This window comes from Gleimia europaea ACS-120-V-Col10b (genome assembly GCF_000411155.1).
Lineage (GTDB): Bacteria > Actinomycetota > Actinomycetes > Actinomycetales > Actinomycetaceae > Gleimia > Gleimia europaea_B.
The window spans coordinates 190645-209579 of sequence record NZ_KE150266.1; the positions used below are offsets into that span (position 1 = coordinate 190645).

The following is an 18935-nucleotide window of genomic DNA, read 5'->3' on the forward strand; positions in this document are numbered from 1 at the left end:
AGGTGGAGGAATATCTTTCCCTGAGCGCGCTCGAGGGCGTGCTTGCCGGTGTTGCGCTTCCGTTGGATCTTCCTGAAGCGCCTAATGCGCGAGAGGTGGCGAATCGGTCTGCGCGGCGCCTAGAGGATCATATTTTGCCGCGGTTACAAAGCCTGGACGCACCGCTGGTGTGCGTGGTGGGTGGCTCCACGGGGGCGGGCAAATCAACGATTGTGAACTCGCTGGTGGGCCAGCAGGTGTCGGCATCGTCCGCGAAACGACCAACTACTAGAAGCCCGCTTCTGCTTCATCGCGGCGCTGATGCGCACTGGTTTGAAAATGACCGGGTGCTTCCCACACTGCCGCGCCGTCGCGTTGCGGCGGACGCGCCGCCCTCCGCGCCGAATGTGGACGTAGTGAATGAGCTGGAGCTTCGTGCAAATGAGCAGGTTCCAGACGGCCTCGCCATTATTGATGCACCTGATCTGGATTCGGTGGTGGCAGACAATCGGGCGCTTGCCCGCCAGCTATTGGACGCGGCTGACTTTTGGGTTTTTGTAACCACCGCGGCCCGGTATGCGGATGCGGTGCCGTGGCAAATGCTCCAAGATGCGGCGGCGCGAAACATTGCGATAGCAGTGGTATTGAACCGCGTTCCAGCAGGTGCCGTGGAAGAGGTGCGCGCAGATTTGTCCACCATGCTCGCGCAGGCGGGGCTGGGAAGCGCACCCCTGATAGCGATTGAAGAAGCCCCACTTGCAGAAGGCATGATTTCACCTCAGAGTCTGCGCCCACTTGCAAACTGGTTGACGTCGCTGACCGATACTGCGGCGGTGCGCGCGCAAACTGCCCGGAGGACGCTACGTGGATCCGTTGCAGAACTGCTGGACGGCCTCTCTCTTGTTGAATCGGCCCTGGTAGAACAGGCGATTGTCGCAACGGACGGCCTCGCCGTCCTTGACGCCCGGGTTGACGCTGCAACGCGCCGAGTAGCAAAACAAACGGGAGACGGCACACTCTTGCGCGGTGAGGTGCTTGCCAGATGGCAAGAGGTGGTGGGCACGGCCGAACTGTCGCGTCGAATTGATCAGGGCGTGTCTTGGTTGAAGGCGCGCGTGACTGGCTTCCTCACGGGCAAGCCCGTTAGCACGCAGCCGGTTGAGGCCGCACTTGGTGACGGATTGCGCGCTTTGCTGGCCGATGAAATTGTGCGTACCCACGACGAAGTGAGGCGAACTTGGGCGCAAAGCCGGGCGATGCGAGATGTCGAGGCCGGGGTAGAGCCCGTACCTACTGCGCAGTTCGATCAGATGGCGAAGGATTTGACGCGGGAGTGGCAGCACAGCCTGCTCAAAATGGTGTCGGATCAGGCGGGATCTAAGAAGATGTCAGCCCGATTCCTGGCGATTGGTGTGAACGTCCTCGGTGTGGCGTTGATGATCGTAATCTTTGCATCTACGGGTGGTTTGACCGGCGCCGAGGTAGGAGTTGCCGGCGCCACTTCGGTAGTGGCCCAGCGCCTCCTCGAATCGGTGTTTGGTGATCAGGCAGTCTCGGCGATGACGAAACAGGCGCACAGTGATTTGCAGGAGCGTTTCCGCGCAGTTTTAAGTGAATCCCTCGAATCTTTTGCGCAAAGCATGCCAGAGGTGTCAGATCCAGAAGAACTGAGTGGGGCCGTTCAGCGGGCTCGCCAAGCATGGGAGCGAGGTGAGCATGCGAATCTTTAACCGGATTGGTGATGCGCCGGTCGATGCTCGCGTTCGCGACCTGGTGGAAGTGTTGGACTTACTGGGCGATGATTTGCCGGTCGACAAGCGTAGCGAGTACACACAGGTGGCTGATATTGCTGCGGATCGCCTTGCCCTCGACCCTGATATGACTGTGGTTGCCTTGATCGGCGCCACGGGATCAGGGAAGTCAAGCCTATTCAACGCGCTGCTCGAAGTTGATCTGGCGCCGGTTGGGGTGCGTCGGCCCACCACCACCTCAACGATGGCGGCAAGTGCACCGGGAACGCAGGCTAATGCGATCTTGGACTGGCTGCAGATTAAGAATCGCGTGTACATTCCTGCGGGCCTCGGCCTGTCTAGTGACATCACTATTGTGGACATGCCGGACGTGGACTCGGTGAATGAGGAAAACCGTCAGGCGGCGCAGCGTCTTGCGCAACGCGCAGATATTCTGATTTGGGTGGTCGATCCGCAAAAATATGCCGATGATGTTCTACATTCGCACTTCATTAAGCCCTACGCGAAGCATTCTCGCGTCACGATCGTGGCATTAACACAGGTTGATCTGCTTTCACCCGGCGATCAGATGGTGATTGTGGACGATTTACGAGGCCTGCTTGCCGATGACGGTCTTCAAAATGCGCGCATTGTGCTTACATCTGCCAAAACGGGGCAGGGCATTGCTGAGCTACGCATGCACATCAACGACACGGCGCAGGTTCAGCGCGTGGAGTCAGCCCGGTTAAAGGCGGATGTGAGTGACGTTGCCAGCCGTATTCGCAGTGACCTGGGCCAGACAGCTAGCGTACTTCCCGCTGTGAAGGAACGTGACGTGGTTAGGGATCTGACCGAGGATAGTGCTCGAGCCGCTGGGGCGCCGGAAGTGGCCGATGCGGTGCGCCGCGCCTACATTCATCGGGCGAAAAAACGGGTTGGTTGGCTCCCCACTCGTTATTGGCGAAATCTGCGTCCCGATCCGCTGAAACGCTGGCATTTGGGTGAGGGCGCGGGGGAAGTGCATTCGCTGCGTGTCAGCGAGGTGTCGAGCTCCGCGCTACAGGTGAGTTTGCGATCGCTTACCGAACGCGTTGCGCAGGGCCGCCCGCGCGTGTGGGCCAATGACCTGCGCGCGGTGGCAAGTGAGGCTGGTAGCACAATCAGTGATGATTTGAATGAGGCGGTCGCTAGTACTGACCTTGCAATTCGTGATGAGCCGTCTCGGTGGTGGCGTTTTTCTAATGCCCTGCAGTGGCTCGGATGGTTGGTTGCGTTAGCGGGCGCGCTTTGGCTCGCTGCGGTGTGGGCCTCGCGAGAGTTTCTGCTAATCAATTGGGATCTTCCCCGTTTGCACGAGGTGCCGTACCCTACCTGGATGTTGTTGGGCGGCTTGGTGTGGACGCTAGTGGTCGTGCTCATCTCGCATTTTGCAACGCGAATAGTTGCCAGAAGACTGGGAACGCGGGCGGGGCAGTCGCTGCGAGCTAGCATTGAAACAACGGTGCGGGTAAAGCTGTGGGCGCCGCTCCACGCCGAAGACCAACGCCAACGGCAGATAGTGGATCTGCTGTCACGCTTATAGCGGGGAATTTTCGTTCGGCGTGCCACAAAGGTGTTTGCGGCTAAGAGCCAGGGGAATCCTATGTTGTGGACACAGCGAGGAATTCCCGTGCGGGTTTGGCTGCAAAACCAGTTTCGGTACGCAGGCGCCTACCAGCCGTGTAGGTGACATCAAAATAGTGAAAACGCCAATTTTTTGACAGGATGGCTTCGAAAAATTCGTCGTCATTCACGGTGCGATTACTCATGGCCACCGTACATTGCTTGTCATTTACGAGCATTTCCATCCACTCACACAGCTGCTTTTGGTGCGCGTCATCAAACTGTGTGCCATAGGAAGTGAAGCTACCGCGATACGGCGGATCACAATACACAAAGCTTCCCTTTGGTACCAGAAGTTGCTGGTAATCAGCGGCGTTAATCTCGGTTCGTTGCAACGCGTCTGCCCATGCCAAAAGAAGGGGCTCTTGAAAGACTTGCTCTTTTGTTTGGTGGTTCAGCAATCCGGCAGGAGTGGCAAAAAGGCCTCCGCCCTCTTTATTTGTCTGCCAGATCCCATTAAAGCCGGTACGCATTAGGAAATAGAGCAGGGCACAATCCTGGGTTTGCCAGTATTCGCGCCGTTTTTGATAGTAGAAGTCTTTACGGCGATCCTTGCCTGCAATCGCGAGGTATTCATCCGTCAAAGTATCAACGGCTTCGATGAAGCAAGCCGCATCTGTTTTAAGTGCCCGTAAGATCCCTGCAAGTTCGCTATTCACATCGTTGATAATGAAATCGAGTTCAGGGTGCGCCTCAGCGTATTCGTTAAAGAGGCTACAAAATACGGCGCCACCTCCAAAAAATGGCTCCACATAGGTCTTGTATTGTGCGAGGTCGGGCAAATGCGCGTCGTAATGCTTGAGCAATCTGCTTTTGCCCCCAGCCCACATGTAAAACGGTTTCAACTGCTCCATGTAGCTAATTTTCTACTATCGGCGATAAAGCTCTGGGTGATTCCTATTGTTCTTTTACACTCAAATCCTGCAAATCCCCGACCTGAAAGTGCAAAACCGGAGATTAACAGCATATCTTTCAACGCCAAGTCGAGAGCTTTAATGGAACCGTTTCCGCTTCAAACCGGCGCGTCCACGCGAGTGCGAGGAAAAGTCGCGGCCTCGTTCGCCCAGGCGGCGTTTTTGGTCATGAAAGCTCTTGCCGCCCCGGCGGTTTTCAAACTGTTCCTCTCGCTGTTCGCGATGGTCATTGGCATGGCGAGATTTACGAGTTTCCGCGCGTCGATGATCGCGACCAGCTGGGCCGCGATCTTTCTTGATACGCAGTTGCCTACCCGAAATAGTGGCTCGCCCGATTTTGCGTTCCGCGTCATCGGTTAACGCCAGTGCCATGTCAACGAGGGAGAAGGTAGGGAAGATGTCGATGCGCCCCAGATCCTTGCCCGCAACGCCGCCCTCGTTCGTGATCGCACCAACGATAGCTCCTGGCTTCACGTTGTCCTTATGACCAACTTCCACCCGGTAACGGTGCCTGAATCCAGATTCAGGCACGCGACCCGCTCCACGATTCTTAGCTTTCTTAGGTTTGTCACGCCCCTCTTCGAACGATGCGACCACGAAATTTCCGTCCTCATCGAGCACTTCTTCGCGGCGAATCCGGCCGCTACCGCGCCGTTCCGGATCTTCAGCTCGCCCCAGGTCACCAATAGCCTGCGCAAGAAGCGCGGCCGCCAGGTCATCCAGGTCAAGCTCGCCAGTAGCGACGATTTCATTAATGAGGTCGTAGTACACCTCTAAGCGTCCAGCTTCAAGCCGGCCGGGAAGCTGGTCGAGCAGGCGGCGCGCACGCACGGCAGAAACTTCACGAGGAGTTGGAATAGCTACCTCGGTCATGGGGGTGCCGGTCAGCTTCTCGATTTTGCGCAGGCGTCCGCGTTCGCGCGGGGTGAAGAAGGTGAGGGAACGGCCGGACCGACCCGCTCGGCCGGTGCGGCCAACGCGGTGAACGTAGGCTTCAGCTTCACGCGGCACATCGAAGTTCACCACGAGGCCGATACGGTCTACGTCTAGGCCGCGCGCAGCCACGTCGGTGGCAACCAGCACGTCTAGCGAACCATCGCGCAGACGCCGCATGATTCGCTCGCGCTCGTTTTGGGAAACATCGCCAGATATCCCCGCGGTCTTGAAGCCGCGCCGAGTCATATCGGCTGACACCTCGTCCACATCGGAGCGAGTGCGAACGAACACGATCGCGGCGTCTTCATCACGAGTAGCGAGGACGCGACCGAGGGCGCCGAGCTTATGCTTGAATGGCACCACCGCATATGTTTGTTCGAGGTTGTCGGCGGTGGAGGCTTGCGGAGCCACCTCGACGCGCACCGGGTCAGTGAGGTAGGCATCCGCCACCTTTTGAATAGCGGGAGGCATGGTTGCCGAGAAGAGAGCGTTTACCCGCTCCTGCGATTCGGGCATGGCTGCCGCAATGGTTTCCACGTCTTCGGCAAAGCCCATGCGTAGCATCTCGTCCGCTTCATCAAGCACAAGGACGCGTACGTTGCCAAGCTGTAGATGGTCTTTGTTAATGAGGTCGATAATGCGCCCGGGCGTGCCCACAACGATCTGTGCACCCGCCTTTAACGCTCGAATTTGCGGGGAGTAGGACGAACCGCCGTACACGGTGACGACGGAGACTGGCAGGTATTTTGCGAAAGATTCGAGGGCGGCCGCACTCTGCATGGCAAGCTCGCGGGTGGGGGCAAGTACCACGGCCTGAACGTGTTTTTGTTCAGCATCGATCAGGCTAAGGAGGGGAAGGCCGAAGGCGGCGGTTTTACCGGTTCCCGTTTGGGCGATTCCCACGATGTCGCGCCCTTCGAGCAAAGGGGGGATTGATCCGGCCTGAATAGGAGTGGGCGTCTCAAAGCCCATTTCGTCGATCGCATCTAAAATTGGCGCGGCAAGGGAAAGGTCTGAAAACTTCGGGGATTCCATGGCATCCGTTCACTAGAAAAAGAAATGCCGCATCCCCCATCACACTTACTCTTGCACCATCATTGGAGGCTAGCGGCTATTGAAACTCTACCGAAAATGTCTTGCTCATCGCGAAAAGATAGCGGTGAGGTTCCTTACAGACACCGTGCGGCCAGCGGTTCAAATGGTGGCTACGCGCTTCACACCGACTATGCGTGTGGAAGTGAAGATGGCGAGGATTGCAAAGCCGATCGACACGAATGAGGTTGGCAGATAGGGGGACACGCCGCCGCCCAGGTGTGCCCAGCCCGATAGCGCCACCGATGCGATTCCCATTGCGAGGGCGGGGCCGAGTGCGTCAGCCAACTGGAGGGAAGCTGAGACGTCCCCGTGGCGGGATTTTGCGGTAACTCCAAGGGCAAGGTCTGAGGAGGTGGAGTGGGCGAGGCCTTGTCCGAGCCCCATGATGGCGAAGCCGGTGATGGGAAGCGCAGGCGGCACCGACTGCATGGGCATCGTTACCACCAGCAGGGCGCCAAACAGGATAAGGCCAGACCCAAATCCGGGGATCTTCGTGCGGGTTTCCCAAAGCCCTACGCGCGCTTGCGCCCACGATCCGATGGTCCACGCCACGGAGCCGATTGCGATTGCCCATCCGGTGGAGGCAGGAGTCCAACCGTGTACACGGTCGAGAACGAGGGGCAAGAAGAACTCAGCACCAATCAGTGCAGCCATGATTGCCATACGCATGCCCACTATCGAGGGAACTCCTGGAGCCGCCTTGAACGTGCCTTTAGGCAGGAGGCGAGGCATGCCGATTACGAGCAGTACAGCTCCAATAATGATGCCTACCCACATGGATATTTCACTGAGCCCACCTGCAATTTGGAGGGCTACGATACCGGCACTGGTGAGCAGGGCCGCACCGAATGCGGGAGGTGGTGTAGTAGCTCCCAGCTCCTTCGCGGGCATCCGTCGCAGGATCGGAATGAGGGGGAGGAGGGCAGTTAACGCAATGGGGATGATGAGCCAGAACACCGGCCTCCAACCCCAATGTAAAACGATGTAGCCGGCAATGGAAGGGCCAATCATTGAGGGCAGCACCCAGGCGAATGAGAAGACCGCGAAAAAGAATGGGCGACGCTCGTTTGATACCACGTCACCAACCATGACGTATAGCGGCACCATGATCATGCCCGAGCCAAGCCCTTGAATACCACGTCCTACAATAAATACCGCGAGGTTTGGTGCCAGGCCGGCGGCGAGCGCGCCGAGCGAAAACATGGTCATACCGAATACCAAGGGGCGCCTAACTCCCATTTTGTCGGCCCACCACCCGGCTATCGTCGTAGAGAGAATCTGGCCGGCCAAGACCATTCCTGCGGCTAATGAGTACCAGCGGTCTCCGCCCAGATTGGCCACCACCGTAGGCATTGCGTTAGTAGTTGCAAGCGCCTCAAACGCCAAGCAGGTAATCAGTACTACTGCGCCGATTAGAAGTAGTTTTTCAATCGGAGTAGAGCTGCTTTTGTCGCGCGCTTGCTTCATACAATCCAAGGTAGAGACCCACCCCAAAAATAGCAAAAGCTCCTCACTTAGCCGCTAGTGTCCGCGCTTCGCACGCCCGCGAGGAAGCCGTCGCGACCGGCTTTGCCCGAGGTGGGGAAACGAACATTTTTCCCCCCTGGGCGAAAGGGTTTAGGATTGTGTCGCGCCCGCCCGTCTCGCGGTGCCGCTAAATCTGAAAGGAACGCCGAATGTTGCGTACACATAATATTGGGTCTTTGAACGCGTCACTGGCTGGCCAGGTTGTCACTTTGGCGGGTTGGGTTGACCGCCGCCGCGACCACGGTGGGGTTGTATTTATTGATTTGCGAGATGCGTCCGGCGTGGCGCAGGTAGTTGTGCGCGATGAGGTAGTAGCGCACCAGCTTCGCTCCGAATTCGTCCTGCAGGTGACCGGCGAGGTGTCGCTGCGCCCTGAGGGCAACGAGAACTTGAGCATCCCCACGGGTGAAATCGAGGTGCTCGGTGACGACGTCAAGATCTTGAACACTGCGGCCGCGCTGCCGTTCCAGGTGTCTGACCACGCTGATGACTCGGGCAAGGTGGGAGAAGAAACGCGCCTGCGTTACCGCTACCTGGATCTGCGTCGCTCCAAGCTACAGCATGCGATCCGTTTGCGTTCCGAAGTGTCAAAGGCGGCGCGCTCCGTCCTCGACAATCACGATTTTGTGGAGGTGGAAACCCCAACTCTGACCCGTTCCACGCCAGAGGGCGCGCGCGACTTCCTCGTTCCTGCTCGCCTCGCACCGGGCTCTTGGTACGCCCTTCCGCAGTCCCCGCAGCTGTTTAAGCAGCTGCTCATGGTTGGTGGCATGGAGCGCTACTACCAGATCGCGCGCTGCTACCGCGATGAGGATTTCCGCGCGGATCGCCAGCCGGAATTCACTCAGCTCGATATCGAAATGTCATTCGTTGACCAGGAAGACGTGATCGCAGTTGCGGAGGACGTCCTCAAGGCCGTGTGGCAGACCATCGATTACGACCTGGAAACCCCGATTCCGCGCATGACGTTCAAGGACGCGATGGAAAAGTATGGCACCGACAAGCCGGACCTGCGTTTTGGTCTGGAGATCGTTGACCTCACCGAGTATTTCAAGGACACCCCGTTCCGCGTATTCCAAAACGAATATGTCGGCGCCGTTGTAATGCCCGGTGGCGGTTCACAGGCCCGCCGCACGTTCGATAAATGGCAGGAGTGGGCACGTTCGCGCGGGGCGAGAGGCCTGGCATACGTGACGATTAGCGACGAGGGTGAGCTTGGCGGCCCGGTTGCAAAGAACATTTCCGAGGCAGAGCGGGCCGGACTTATGGAGGTTACCGGCGCGAAGCCGGGGGACTGCATTTTCTTTGGGGCGGGCAAGCCGTCCGAGGCTCGGGCCCTGCTTGGCGCAACCCGTCTTGAAGTGGGTAAGCGCACCGGCCTCATTGATGAAGACGCTTGGTCTTTCGTGTGGGTTGTTGACGCCCCGCTGTTCAAGGAAGCCGGCCAGGACGACGACGTTGATCTGGGCTCGTCGAAGTGGACGGCCGTACACCACGCGTTTACATCCCCGAACCCCGATTGGATCGACAACTTCGAGGAAGATCCGGGTAACGCCCTCGCATATGCCTACGACATTGTGTGCAATGGTAACGAGATCGGTGGCGGATCCATTCGTATCCACCGCCGCGACGTGCAAGAGCGCGTTTTCAAAGTGATGGGCATTGGCGAGGAAGAAGCGCAGGAGAAGTTTGGCTTCCTCCTCGACGCATTCAAGTTTGGTGCCCCGCCGCACGGCGGCATCGCGTTTGGCTGGGACCGCATTGTCTCCCTGCTTACCAAGTCGGAGTCGATCCGTGACGTGATCGCGTTCCCGAAGTCCGGCGGCGGTTACGATCCCCTGACACAGGCTCCGGCGCCGATTCCAGACGAGCAGCGGGCGGAAACCGGCGTGGATTGGAAACCAAAGGACGAAGAAGACGAACTCGACGGTAGTTTGCGCTAGTTGCCTGAATTTCTCCCCACTAGTTGGACTGAAAACCAGATGCCAACAGTGGGGAGTATTCATATGCGAGCGCGTTCAAGCCCCGCTCTAACTCGGGTAGAACCTGCGCGTTGGCGGTTGTTAAGTGATTACAATGGGTTATGGCATACATTGAGATTCACCCAGAAAATCCGCAAGTTAGGTTCGTTAATCAAGCTGTTGCACTTTTGCAAGACGGGGGAGTAATCGCGCTTCCAACCGATTCTGGTTACGCGGTTGCAACGACTATGGGAAACAAGGACGGGTTGGATCGGATCCGCCAGATCCGCGACTTGGACGAGAAGCACAATTTCTCGCTCCTGTGCCATAATTTCTCGCAACTGGGCCACATTGTGATCGTGGATAACAAAGCATTTCGCACGATCAAGGCGCTAACTCCGGGCCCGTACACGTTTATTTTGCGCGGCACCAAGGAAGTGCCCCGCCAGACGTTGAATAAGAAGAAGCAGACTGTGGGCGTGCGTATTCCTGACCACAAAATCACCCAGGCGATCGTGGAGGCTCTTGGCGAGCCCATGCTGTGTTCCACGCTGATCATGCCGGGCGAGGACGAAGCGCTGTGGGATCCAGAGGTGGTCAATGAACGTGTTGGCCACCTGGTGGACATGGTTCTAGGCGGCCCGGTAGGTAACGCGGGGGCCACAACGGTTATCGACTTCACCAGTGGTAGTCCCGAGATTGTTCGCCCGGGCGCAGGATCAACTGATCTGTTCGACTAAACAATCGTGGGGGAGGGCGCGGGTAGCGCCCTCCTTTTTTGCGCACAATCGGTAGCTGGGCAGGGGATACAACTTCGCGCGGGTGCGGGGGAGCAACTAGGGTTGGGATATGGACATTTTTGAGGCGGCAAATATGGATCCGATTGGAATTCCAAAGGCCACTGAGGCTGCTCCGCTGGCGGTGCGAATGCGACCAAGTTCGATTGAGGAAGTGCTCGGTCAAGACCACCTGCTGAAAGATGGTTCTCCGCTACGGCGCCTGCTTGCGCCCGCAGATTCGTCGCGCGCCGTGTCCTCTTTGATCCTGTGGGGCCCTCCGGGCGTGGGCAAGACAACTCTGGCGTACCTGATTGCTCGTTTGTCGGGGCGCCACTTTGAAGAAATTTCGGCGGTAAGTGCCGGCGTTAAAGAAGTGCGTGCCGTGATTGCGTCGGCTAAGCGACGCCTGGGTGCAACCGGCGAGGAAACCGTCTTGTTTATTGACGAGGTACACCGGTTCTCGCGTTCCCAACAGGACGCGCTCCTTCCCGCGGTTGAGAACCGCTGGGTTACCCTCGTCGCGGCAACCACAGAAAACCCGTCGTTCTCGGTGGTTAGCCCGCTGCTTTCACGCTCGATTTTGCTCACTCTAGAGCCGCTCCAAGATAGCGATATCCAAGCCCTAGTGCGCCGGGCCCTGAGCGATAAGCGCGGCCTGGACGGGCGAGTGGGAATAGACGAAGAAGCTCTTGAGCTGCTCGTTCGCCTGTCCGGCGCAGATGCCCGCCGCTCCCTCACTATCTTGGAGGCCGCGGCCGCAAACGCGATTGATAGTGACAGCGCCACGATTGCGGCAGATCACGTATCGCGGGCCGCTGACGCCGCCCTCGTACGCTACGGGGAAGATGAGCACTACGATGTGACGTCCGCCTTCATTAAATCAATGCGCGGATCTGACGTTGACGCGGCGATTCACTACCTGGCGCGCATGCTGGAGGCCGGGGAAGACCCGCGTTTCATTGCTCGGCGAATCATGATCTGCGCGTCCGAGGACGTGGGCATGGCTGATCCAACAGCGCTACAAACTGCGGTGGCTTGCGCTCAGGGAGTGCAAATGATCGGTATGCCGGAGGCGCGAATACTGCTGTCGCAAGCCGTTATTGCCATAGCCACAGCACCGAAGTCCAACGCCGCATATTTGGCAGTGGATCGCGCTATCTCCGACGTTCGCGCCGGTAAGTGTGGGCCTGTGCCTAAGCACTTGCGGGACGCCCACTACGCCGGTGCGAAGAAGCTCGGTCACGGAAATGGGTACGTGTACGCGCACGACGAGCCTTATGCGATCGCCGCTCAGCAGTACTTGCCGGATCAACTGGAAGGTACTCAGTACTACGAGCCCACGGCGAATGGCTTTGAGGCAAGCATCACTAAACGGCTCGAGAATGTGCGTAAACGCTTGAAAATGCGTTAAACTGCGAAGGTTGCAAAAAGCAGCACCCTGGGGTCTTAGCCCACGCATTGCGCAGAGGTGACCCCGCGTAGGTAACTACGCGATTCGTTTTGGAAGAAACAGGAAGGAATTCCACATGGCACAGAGCTCCCGCCGCCAGGTGCGTCTATCGCGCTCCCTCGGCGTTGCCCTAACCCCGAAGGCAGCACGCTACTTCGAGAAGCGTCCGTACGGCCCCGGCCAGCACGGCCGCGCTCGTCGTCGTCAGGATTCTGACTATGCAGTTCGCTTGAAGGAAAAGCAACGTCTGCGTGCCCAGTACGGTCTGCGTGAGGCGCAGATGCGTCGCGCATTTGAAGAGGCCCTTCGCATGGAAGGCATCACCGGTTCAAACTTGGTGCAGCACCTCGAGCAGCGTCTCGACGCCCTCGTACTGCGTTCCGGCTTTGCTCGCACCATTGCGCAGGCTCGCCAGTTCGTGGTGCACCGCCACATCCTCGTTGATGGCAAGATTGTTGACCGTCCGTCGTTCCGCGTGAAGCCCGGCCAGACCATTCAGGTTAAGCCGAAGTCGCAGACCACCACGCCGTTCGAGATTGCGGCGCAGGGTATTCACCGTGACGTGCTTCCGGCAGTTCCGGGCTACCTCGAGGTTGACCTTGAGCGTCTGCGTGCAACCCTCGTTCGCCTGCCCGAGCGCGAAGAGATTCCGGTAGTTTGTGAAGACCAACTGGTCGTTGAATACTACTCGCGTTAATCCTTAACTTTGCAAGTGCCCCGGTATTGCCGGGGCACTTGCAGTACGTAAGCACTAGTGTGCCCGGTCAGCGATTCCAGTTTCCGGCCGCGCGCAAAAACTGCGTATTATTGGCATTGATTTAAACTTCGAGCCCCACAAGGATCAGAATGCAAACTTCTGAGATTGCGAAGCGTTGGCTTCAGTACTTTGAGAAGAACGGCCACGTTATCCGCCCGTCGGTTCCGCTGGTCTCTCCAGACCCGTCGATTCTGTTCACAATCGCGGGTATGGTGCCGTTCATTCCCTATATCATTGGCACCGAGAAGGCGCCGTGGCCGCGCGTAGCGTCCGTGCAAAAATGTATTCGCACCAACGACATTGAGAATGTTGGGCGTACCACCCGGCATGGCACGTTTTTCCAGATGAATGGTAACTTCTCGTTTGGTGACTATTTCAAAGAGGGCGCCATTGACTTTGCGTGGGAGCTTCTAACCGGCCGCGTTGAGGACGGCTTGTACGGCCTCGATGGGGATCGCATGTGGGTGACTATTTGGGATCAGGACGACGTGTCTTACGATCACCTGACCAAGCACATCGGTATGGATCCAAAGCACATTGTGCGTCTTCCTCGCGAGGATATTTTCTGGCACACGGGCCAGCCCGGCCCGGCCGGCCCTTGCGCGGAGTTCCACTACGACCGGGGCCCGGCATTTGGCCCCGAGGCTGTGGGCGGCACTGTGGACCCGGGTGGTGATCGCTACATGGAGGTGTGGAACCTCGTGTTTGACCAGTACTTGCGCGGTGAAGGCACGGGTTCTGACTTCCCCCTCCTTGGGGAGCTGGACGAGAAGGCTATTGATACCGGTGCCGGTTTGGAACGTCTCGCATTCGTGCTTCAGGACAAGCCGAACATGTTTGAGATCGACCAGGTGCGCCCCGTTATCACTGCGGCCGAAGAAATGTCGGGCCATAAGTACGATGCTGGCGGCAACCCGGAACATGACGTGCATATGCGCATCGTGGCTGACCACGTGCGCTCGGCAATGATGCTCATTAACGACGGCGTCATTCCGGGCAATGATGGTCGCGGGTACGTGTTACGTCGCATAATGCGCCGCGCGATCCGCTCGATGCGCCTGCTGGGCGTGGACGAGGCCACCATGCCCACTCTAATGCCAGTCTCTCGCGACGTTATGAAAAGCTCCTACCCGGAACTAGAGACCAACTGGAGCAGGATCGCGGAAGTTGCTTACAACGAGGAAGAGTCGTTTAGGCGCACGCTGTCTGCGGGTACCACGATCCTCGACACTGCGGTGGATAAGGCCAAGAAGGGGGCGTCAAAATTATCTGGTGAAGATGCCTTCCGCCTGCACGACACCTACGGTTTCCCCATCGACCTCACGCTTGAGATGGCTCGCGAGCAGGGCGTTGACGTTGATGAGGTGCGCTTCCGTGAACTAATGGACGAGCAAAAGACCCGTGCCCGTGCCGACGCGCTCGCGAAGAAGAGCGGACACGTGGACTCGCGGGTCTACCACGACATTCAGCACGCACTTGGCGGTAACTCTCGCTTTGTGGGCTATACGGATTCGAAGGTCGAATCGACGATTGCGGGCATCGTTGTGGATGGCAACGGCGTTCCCGTTGCGTCCGCTCCTGCTGACGTTGAGATCGTTTTGGATACCACTCCGTTCTACGCTGAAAAGGGCGGTCAGTTAGCTGACCACGGCACGATTCGTACGGCTTCGGGCGCTTTGATTGATGTTCATGACGTGCAAGAGCCGGTGAAGGGGCTCGCGGTGCACCGCGGTAGGTTGCTAGAGGGCACGGTTGCGCTCGACGAACTCGCTATCGCGGAGATTGACGCCGTCCGCCGCCTGGCGATTGCGCGGGCACATACCGCTACCCACATGGTGCATAAGGGTCTGCACGAGTTCCTTGGTGAACAGGCCACGCAGGCAGGTTCTGAAAACTCACCTTCACGAATGAGGTTCGACTTCCACCACCCGTCGCAGGTTCCCGCTGATGTTATGGATGGTATTGAAGAGCGCGTAAATCAGCGGCTAGCTGAGGATCTAACGGTTACCGATTCCGTTATGTCGCTAGATGAGGCGCGAGGCCTGGGCGCTATGGCTCTTTTTGGCGAGAAGTACGGTAACGAGGTTCGCGTGGTGAACATCGGTGACGGTTGGTCCCTGGAGCTTTGTGCGGGTACGCACGTGCCCACCACCGGCCACATTGGCCGTATTGCGGTGCTCGGAGAGTCCTCCATCGGCTCGGGTGTACGCCGTATCGACGCTCTTGTGGGAGATGGTGCGTATGGTTTCCAAGCCAAGGAGCACGCGATCGTGTCGCAGCTATCGGCCATAATGGGGGCAAACGTAGATGAGCTTCCGGGACGTATTGAGTCGCTAATGAAGAGGCTCAAGGACGCGGAGAAGACGGCCGCGAAGCTTGGCGAGCAGCAGCTGCTCGCCCGCGCGGGCGAGCTCGCCGGGCGCGTCCACCAGATCGGGTCGGTTCAGGCAGTGGTTGAGGACTTGGGTGAACTTCCGTCTACTGACGCCTTGCGCTCCCTCGTAACCGACATACGCACCCGTCTAGGTGAATCGAAGCCATCTGTGGTTGCGGGTATCGGCGTGGTCAACGGCCGCCCCCAGGTGGTTGTTGCAACTAACGATTCGGCACGGACTTTGGGCGTTAAGGCCGGCAACCTTGTACGCATTGGTGCCAAGGCCCTAAAGGGAGGTGGCGGTGGTCGCGACGACTTGGCTCAGGGAGGAGGCCAAGATCCGCAGGCCACCGGGCTTGCCAAGGAAGCAATCGAGTTGGAACTGCGTTAACCGTTGGTAAAACGACCTGGCCCGAGGATGGGTATTGACTACGGCTCCGTTCGAATCGGAGTCGCCGTCACTGATCCTTCGGGCCAGATTGTTTTCCCCAAAACTAATGTGCGGGTAGATAAGTACGGTGGACATATCATTGAGCTCATTGAGATAGCCGAAGAACTCGATCCGATTGAAATAGTTGTGGGATATCCGCGCCACCTCAAAGGAAAATCCGGAGCCTCAGCGAAGGCGGCTCGCGCTCTCGCGCATGAACTAAAAGCGGATCTGGACCGGCCGCGCATATGTCTTTTTGATGAGCGGTTAACAACAAACCTGGCCCACGCGGATCTTGCGGCACAAGGAATTGAAAATCGGCTACGCCAAGACAAGGTAGATCAGCTCGCAGCGGCTATTATTTTAGAAATGTCCATAGACTTTGAAGAAAACACGGGAAAGCTTCCCGGTGAGACCGTAAGTCGCGGAAAGTTCTAGGAGAATCAAGGCAGTGAGTGATCAGTTTCCCCGCCCCGGCGGCGATAATGAACCCGAAAAGTTCCCCAGTCGCCGTGACATTCTTCGAGAGCGTCAGTTACGGGCCGCAGAAGAAGCGCGTAAAGAGGATCGTCGCCGGGCGCGTGAGCAGCGCCGCCTAGCTGAAGAAGGCGCTCCAACATCCCAGTCTTTCAGTGCGCTGGGACAAAGACCGGTGTACACCGCACAACAGGCTCCCGATGAGAACCCACATCACGACCCGTTAACCACGGGAACGAGGTCACGCCGCGTTGCTGCTGAACGTGCTCGCGTTTTGAAGCGCAGGCGCAACGCGAAGATCCGCACCGGGTTAATCATCACCGTTGTTATCGCTGTCATTGCGCTGTGCGTCTACATCGCGCTGGGAGCGATTTCCAGTTCGCGCTCACAGACCGGTGCGTTGGACTATCCCGGCCCCGGTACGGGTGAGGTTGAAGTGGTGGTGAACCCGGGTGATTCGGGTGGCGCTATTGGCGCGAACCTGGTGAAACTGGGCGTTGTAAAGAGCGAAGACGCGTTCTTGCAGGCATGGCTGGATAATGCGGCGGCAAACTCTTTACAGCCGGGAACTTACATACTGAAGAAGGAAATGCGTGCGGTGGACGCATTGGCTGCGCTCCTGGACCCGTCTAACAGGTCTTCAAATGCGATCACAGTGCCGCCTGGTTTCACGAAGGCACAGGTTATTGAGCGGCTCTCCAGCTTCGGTAACTTCAGTGCCGAAGAGGTTGAAGCGGCTATGTTGGACGTAGCGGGCATCGGTTTGCCGGCGGAGGCGGACGGAAATGCCGAAGGGTGGCTGGCTCCCGGTACCTATGAGGTACACAGCGATGACAAGCCGCAGGATGTTATCGGAGAGATGGTTACGGCAATGAAGACCAAGCTTGACGGTTTGGGGGTGTCGGAGGGCCAGCGCCAGGAATTACTCATTAAGGCTTCAATTTTGGAGCGCGAGGTGAACATCGAGCAGTACTACCCGATGGTGGCGCGCGTGATCGAGAACCGGTTGACCCAGCCGCAGGCGGAGACGGTGGGGTATTTGAACATGGACTCCACGGTTCTTTACGGCGTTGGCAAGGTGGGCGGAGTACCCACAGCCAATGAGATCGCGGACGAATCGAACCCGTACAACACGTACAAGCACAAGGGGTTGCCGCCAAACCCGATTTCGAGCCCGTCAGACCTGGCTCTGGAGTCGATGTTGAAGCCCGCTGATGGTGACTGGCTGTACTTTGTGACGGTGAACTTAGATACGGGTGAAACCAAGTTCGCTGCAACTCTTGCAGAGCAGGAGAAGAACCGCGCCCTGTTCGATCAGTGGTGCACGGATAATCCCGGGAAGTGTTAGCGTGCGTGCTTTTGTGATTGGACAACCAATCGAGCATAGCTTGTCACCCGTTTTGCATCGCGCGGCGTATGAAGCGCTCGGGCTACCGTGGTCTTTTGAACGCCGTGAAGTTGCGCCGGATGATTTGCCCGGCTTCTTACATTCGATCGCCGACGGCGTTGCCGGTTTGGCGGTTACCATGCCGCTGAAACAGGCAATCATGCTGCATTTGGACGCAATCGAGCCTCTTGCCGCTGCCGTCGGAGCGGTGAACACGGTGGTGCCTGCCGGGCGCGTACTGTCGGGGTTCAACACGGACGTGTATGGGATTGTGCAGGCGATTTCGCGGGCAAAACAGCTAGAAAAAGGTGCAAGTGCGGTGATTTTGGGAGCACGCGCAACAGCCTCATCTGCGCTGGCCGCACTGGGGCAGCTTGGGGCGGGTCGAATTCAGACGGTCGCTCGTTCATTTAGCGGGCCGGGCTCTATCACCTTGGCGGAGACCAGACTGGGAGTGACAACGCAGCATATCCCTTGGCGCGACAGCGCCCGGGCGCAGGCGGCGCTAGCGTGTGCCGACATCGTGGTATCAACACTTCCGAGCGGTATTGCTGACCACTGGGCACGAAGATTCTCGCCTAAGACCGGTAGCGTCTTACTTGATGTGGCATACAATCCGTGGCCGTCAAAACTCGCAGAAGCTGGTGAGGCCGGGGGAGCGATAGTGGTGTCCGGCTACTCGATGTTGCTTTACCAGGCGTGCCAGCAGGTGGAACTCATGACTGGCCGAGGCGCGCCTGTGGAAGAAATGCGTGGCGCGCTACAGGAAGCTACTAAGCTGTCTAACCTATGACAATGCAAAGTATTACCTGGGTGCTCGCCGCCGTCGCGGGCGTCGCCGTTGTTGTGTGGGCGACGTTCAGCGGTCCCGGCTATCTCGACAAGTATTTTGACAAAGCCAACAAACGTCCGTTCACCCGCATGGAGTTGGCGTTGTATTCCGCCATCCCGCAACTTGTTGTGGCTGTCTTTGGTTTAACGGATCCGTTCTTGATAGCAACGGTTCCGTTGGCGGGTCTGCTCAGCCTTATTGCAGTGGTTGACGGGAGGACAAAGAAGATCCCGAATGTGCTGACATTCTTAGCAATGATTTCGCTGGTTCTCGGTGGCATCATAGGTATTCTGATTAGGTTTTTCGCACTGCATGAGCCGACGTCGATTGTGGGTGTAGTTGCCGGAGCACTCATTTGGCTGGCACCACTTTGGATGCTTTACATGTTCGGAGGCGGGATTGGCCGCGGGGATGTAAAACTAGCTCCCATAATCGGTGCCTGGTTGGGCCTGTACGGCGCGGGGGTGGCATTTGGAGGGCTGCTTACCGCAGTTATTGTTGGAGGCATCTACGCTTTTGCGCTGTTGCTCTCGCGTAAGGCTAAGTGGAGTTCCACCGTGGCGTTCGCTCCCGCATTGGTTGCGGGAAGCCTGATTGCCTGGTTTGTTACGGGTGGCGCCGTCTCACCCTGGTAGTGTTACTCGC

General features: G+C 58.0%; 14 protein-coding genes. 11 read left to right on the plus strand and 3 right to left on the minus strand.

Features of this window, described 5'->3' with window-relative positions; translation table 11 throughout:
• The first annotated feature begins 2 nt into the window (after positions 1 to 2).
• Positions 3 to 1709: a dynamin family protein gene (locus HMPREF9238_RS00890; RefSeq protein WP_016443549.1), complete on the plus strand. Its 1707-nt coding sequence runs from the start codon at positions 3 to 5 to the stop codon at positions 1707 to 1709.
• Entirely contained in the window at positions 1696 to 3291 is a 1596-nt protein-coding gene (locus tag HMPREF9238_RS00895; RefSeq protein ID WP_016443550.1) for a GTPase family protein, read from the plus strand. The genes HMPREF9238_RS00890 and HMPREF9238_RS00895 overlap by 14 nt, the downstream gene beginning before the upstream one ends.
• 58 nt (positions 3292 to 3349) lie before the next feature.
• On the opposite strand, the gene HMPREF9238_RS00900 is transcribed toward HMPREF9238_RS00895, so the two are convergent.
• The 3 genes from HMPREF9238_RS00900 to HMPREF9238_RS00910 all read right to left on the minus strand — a co-directional run bounded on the left by HMPREF9238_RS00900 (position 3350) and on the right by HMPREF9238_RS00910 (position 7783).
• Complete coding sequence (locus HMPREF9238_RS00900) at positions 3350 to 4225, minus strand: DNA adenine methylase (protein ID WP_016443551.1); 876 nt, start codon at positions 4223 to 4225, stop codon at positions 3350 to 3352.
• Between the two features lie 138 nt (positions 4226 to 4363).
• Positions 4364 to 6256 (minus strand): DEAD/DEAH box helicase, encoded by a 1893-nt coding sequence (locus HMPREF9238_RS00905; RefSeq protein WP_016443552.1) that lies wholly within the window; start codon positions 6254 to 6256, stop codon positions 4364 to 4366.
• Positions 6257 to 6415: 159 nt separating this feature from the next.
• Positions 6416 to 7783, minus strand: coding sequence for an MFS transporter (locus HMPREF9238_RS00910; protein WP_016443553.1), 1368 nt, complete (start codon positions 7781 to 7783; stop codon positions 6416 to 6418).
• A 209-nt stretch (positions 7784 to 7992) separates the two neighbouring features.
• On the opposite strand from HMPREF9238_RS00910, the gene aspS reads away from it, so the two are divergent.
• The 9 genes from aspS (at position 7993) to HMPREF9238_RS08515 (ending at position 18925) form a co-directional block, all read left to right on the plus strand.
• A complete protein-coding gene (aspS, locus tag HMPREF9238_RS00915; RefSeq protein ID WP_016443554.1) occupies positions 7993 to 9786 on the plus strand; it encodes an aspartate--tRNA ligase in 1794 nt (597 codons plus the stop codon).
• 140 nt (positions 9787 to 9926) lie between these two features.
• Complete coding sequence (locus HMPREF9238_RS00920; RefSeq protein ID WP_016443555.1) at positions 9927 to 10544, plus strand: L-threonylcarbamoyladenylate synthase; 618 nt, start codon at positions 9927 to 9929, stop codon at positions 10542 to 10544.
• Between the two features lie 109 nt (positions 10545 to 10653).
• Positions 10654 to 11994 (plus strand): replication-associated recombination protein A, encoded by a 1341-nt coding sequence (locus tag HMPREF9238_RS00925; protein WP_016443556.1) that lies wholly within the window; start codon positions 10654 to 10656, stop codon positions 11992 to 11994.
• Between the two features lie 115 nt (positions 11995 to 12109).
• Positions 12110 to 12730: a 30S ribosomal protein S4 gene (rpsD, locus tag HMPREF9238_RS00930; protein ID WP_016443557.1), complete on the plus strand. Its 621-nt coding sequence runs from the start codon at positions 12110 to 12112 to the stop codon at positions 12728 to 12730.
• A gap of 149 nt (positions 12731 to 12879) precedes the next feature.
• Positions 12880 to 15555 (plus strand): alanine--tRNA ligase, encoded by a 2676-nt coding sequence (alaS, locus tag HMPREF9238_RS00935; RefSeq protein ID WP_016443558.1) that lies wholly within the window; start codon positions 12880 to 12882, stop codon positions 15553 to 15555.
• A gap of 27 nt (positions 15556 to 15582) precedes the next feature.
• Positions 15583 to 16032: a Holliday junction resolvase RuvX gene (gene ruvX, locus HMPREF9238_RS00940; RefSeq protein ID WP_016443559.1), complete on the plus strand. Its 450-nt coding sequence runs from the start codon at positions 15583 to 15585 to the stop codon at positions 16030 to 16032.
• A 13-nt stretch (positions 16033 to 16045) separates the two neighbouring features.
• Entirely contained in the window at positions 16046 to 17419 is a 1374-nt protein-coding gene (gene mltG, locus HMPREF9238_RS00945; protein ID WP_016443560.1) for an endolytic transglycosylase MltG, read from the plus strand.
• Position 17420: 1 nt separating this feature from the next.
• Positions 17421 to 18251: a shikimate dehydrogenase gene (locus HMPREF9238_RS00950; protein WP_016443561.1), complete on the plus strand. Its 831-nt coding sequence runs from the start codon at positions 17421 to 17423 to the stop codon at positions 18249 to 18251.
• Positions 18248 to 18925, plus strand: a complete 678-nt coding sequence (locus tag HMPREF9238_RS08515) for a prepilin peptidase (protein WP_016443562.1) — start codon at positions 18248 to 18250, stop codon at positions 18923 to 18925. The genes HMPREF9238_RS00950 and HMPREF9238_RS08515 overlap by 4 nt, the downstream gene beginning before the upstream one ends.
• The last annotated feature ends 10 nt before the right edge of the window (positions 18926 to 18935 follow it).

What these genes read in the sequence shown, in the direction of transcription:
- HMPREF9238_RS00895 (WP_016443550.1), top strand. Translation starts at nt 1,696, where the DNA reads ATGCGAATCTTTAACCGGATTGGTGATGCGCCGGTCGATGCTCGCGTT.
- HMPREF9238_RS00900 (WP_016443551.1), bottom strand. Translation starts at nt 4,225, where the DNA reads ATGGAGCAGTTGAAACCGTTTTACATGTGGGCTGGGGGCAAAAGCAGA.
- HMPREF9238_RS00905 (WP_016443552.1), bottom strand. Translation starts at nt 6,256, where the DNA reads ATGGAATCCCCGAAGTTTTCAGACCTTTCCCTTGCCGCGCCAATTTTA.
- HMPREF9238_RS00910 (WP_016443553.1), bottom strand. Translation starts at nt 7,783, where the DNA reads ATGAAGCAAGCGCGCGACAAAAGCAGCTCTACTCCGATTGAAAAACTA.
- aspS (WP_016443554.1), top strand. Translation starts at nt 7,993, where the DNA reads ATGTTGCGTACACATAATATTGGGTCTTTGAACGCGTCACTGGCTGGC.
- HMPREF9238_RS00920 (WP_016443555.1), top strand. Translation starts at nt 9,927, where the DNA reads ATGGCATACATTGAGATTCACCCAGAAAATCCGCAAGTTAGGTTCGTT.
- HMPREF9238_RS00925 (WP_016443556.1), top strand. Translation starts at nt 10,654, where the DNA reads ATGGACATTTTTGAGGCGGCAAATATGGATCCGATTGGAATTCCAAAG.
- rpsD (WP_016443557.1), top strand. Translation starts at nt 12,110, where the DNA reads ATGGCACAGAGCTCCCGCCGCCAGGTGCGTCTATCGCGCTCCCTCGGC.
- alaS (WP_016443558.1), top strand. Translation starts at nt 12,880, where the DNA reads ATGCAAACTTCTGAGATTGCGAAGCGTTGGCTTCAGTACTTTGAGAAG.
- ruvX (WP_016443559.1), top strand. Translation starts at nt 15,583, where the DNA reads ATGGGTATTGACTACGGCTCCGTTCGAATCGGAGTCGCCGTCACTGAT.
- HMPREF9238_RS08515 (WP_016443562.1), top strand. Translation starts at nt 18,248, where the DNA reads ATGACAATGCAAAGTATTACCTGGGTGCTCGCCGCCGTCGCGGGCGTC.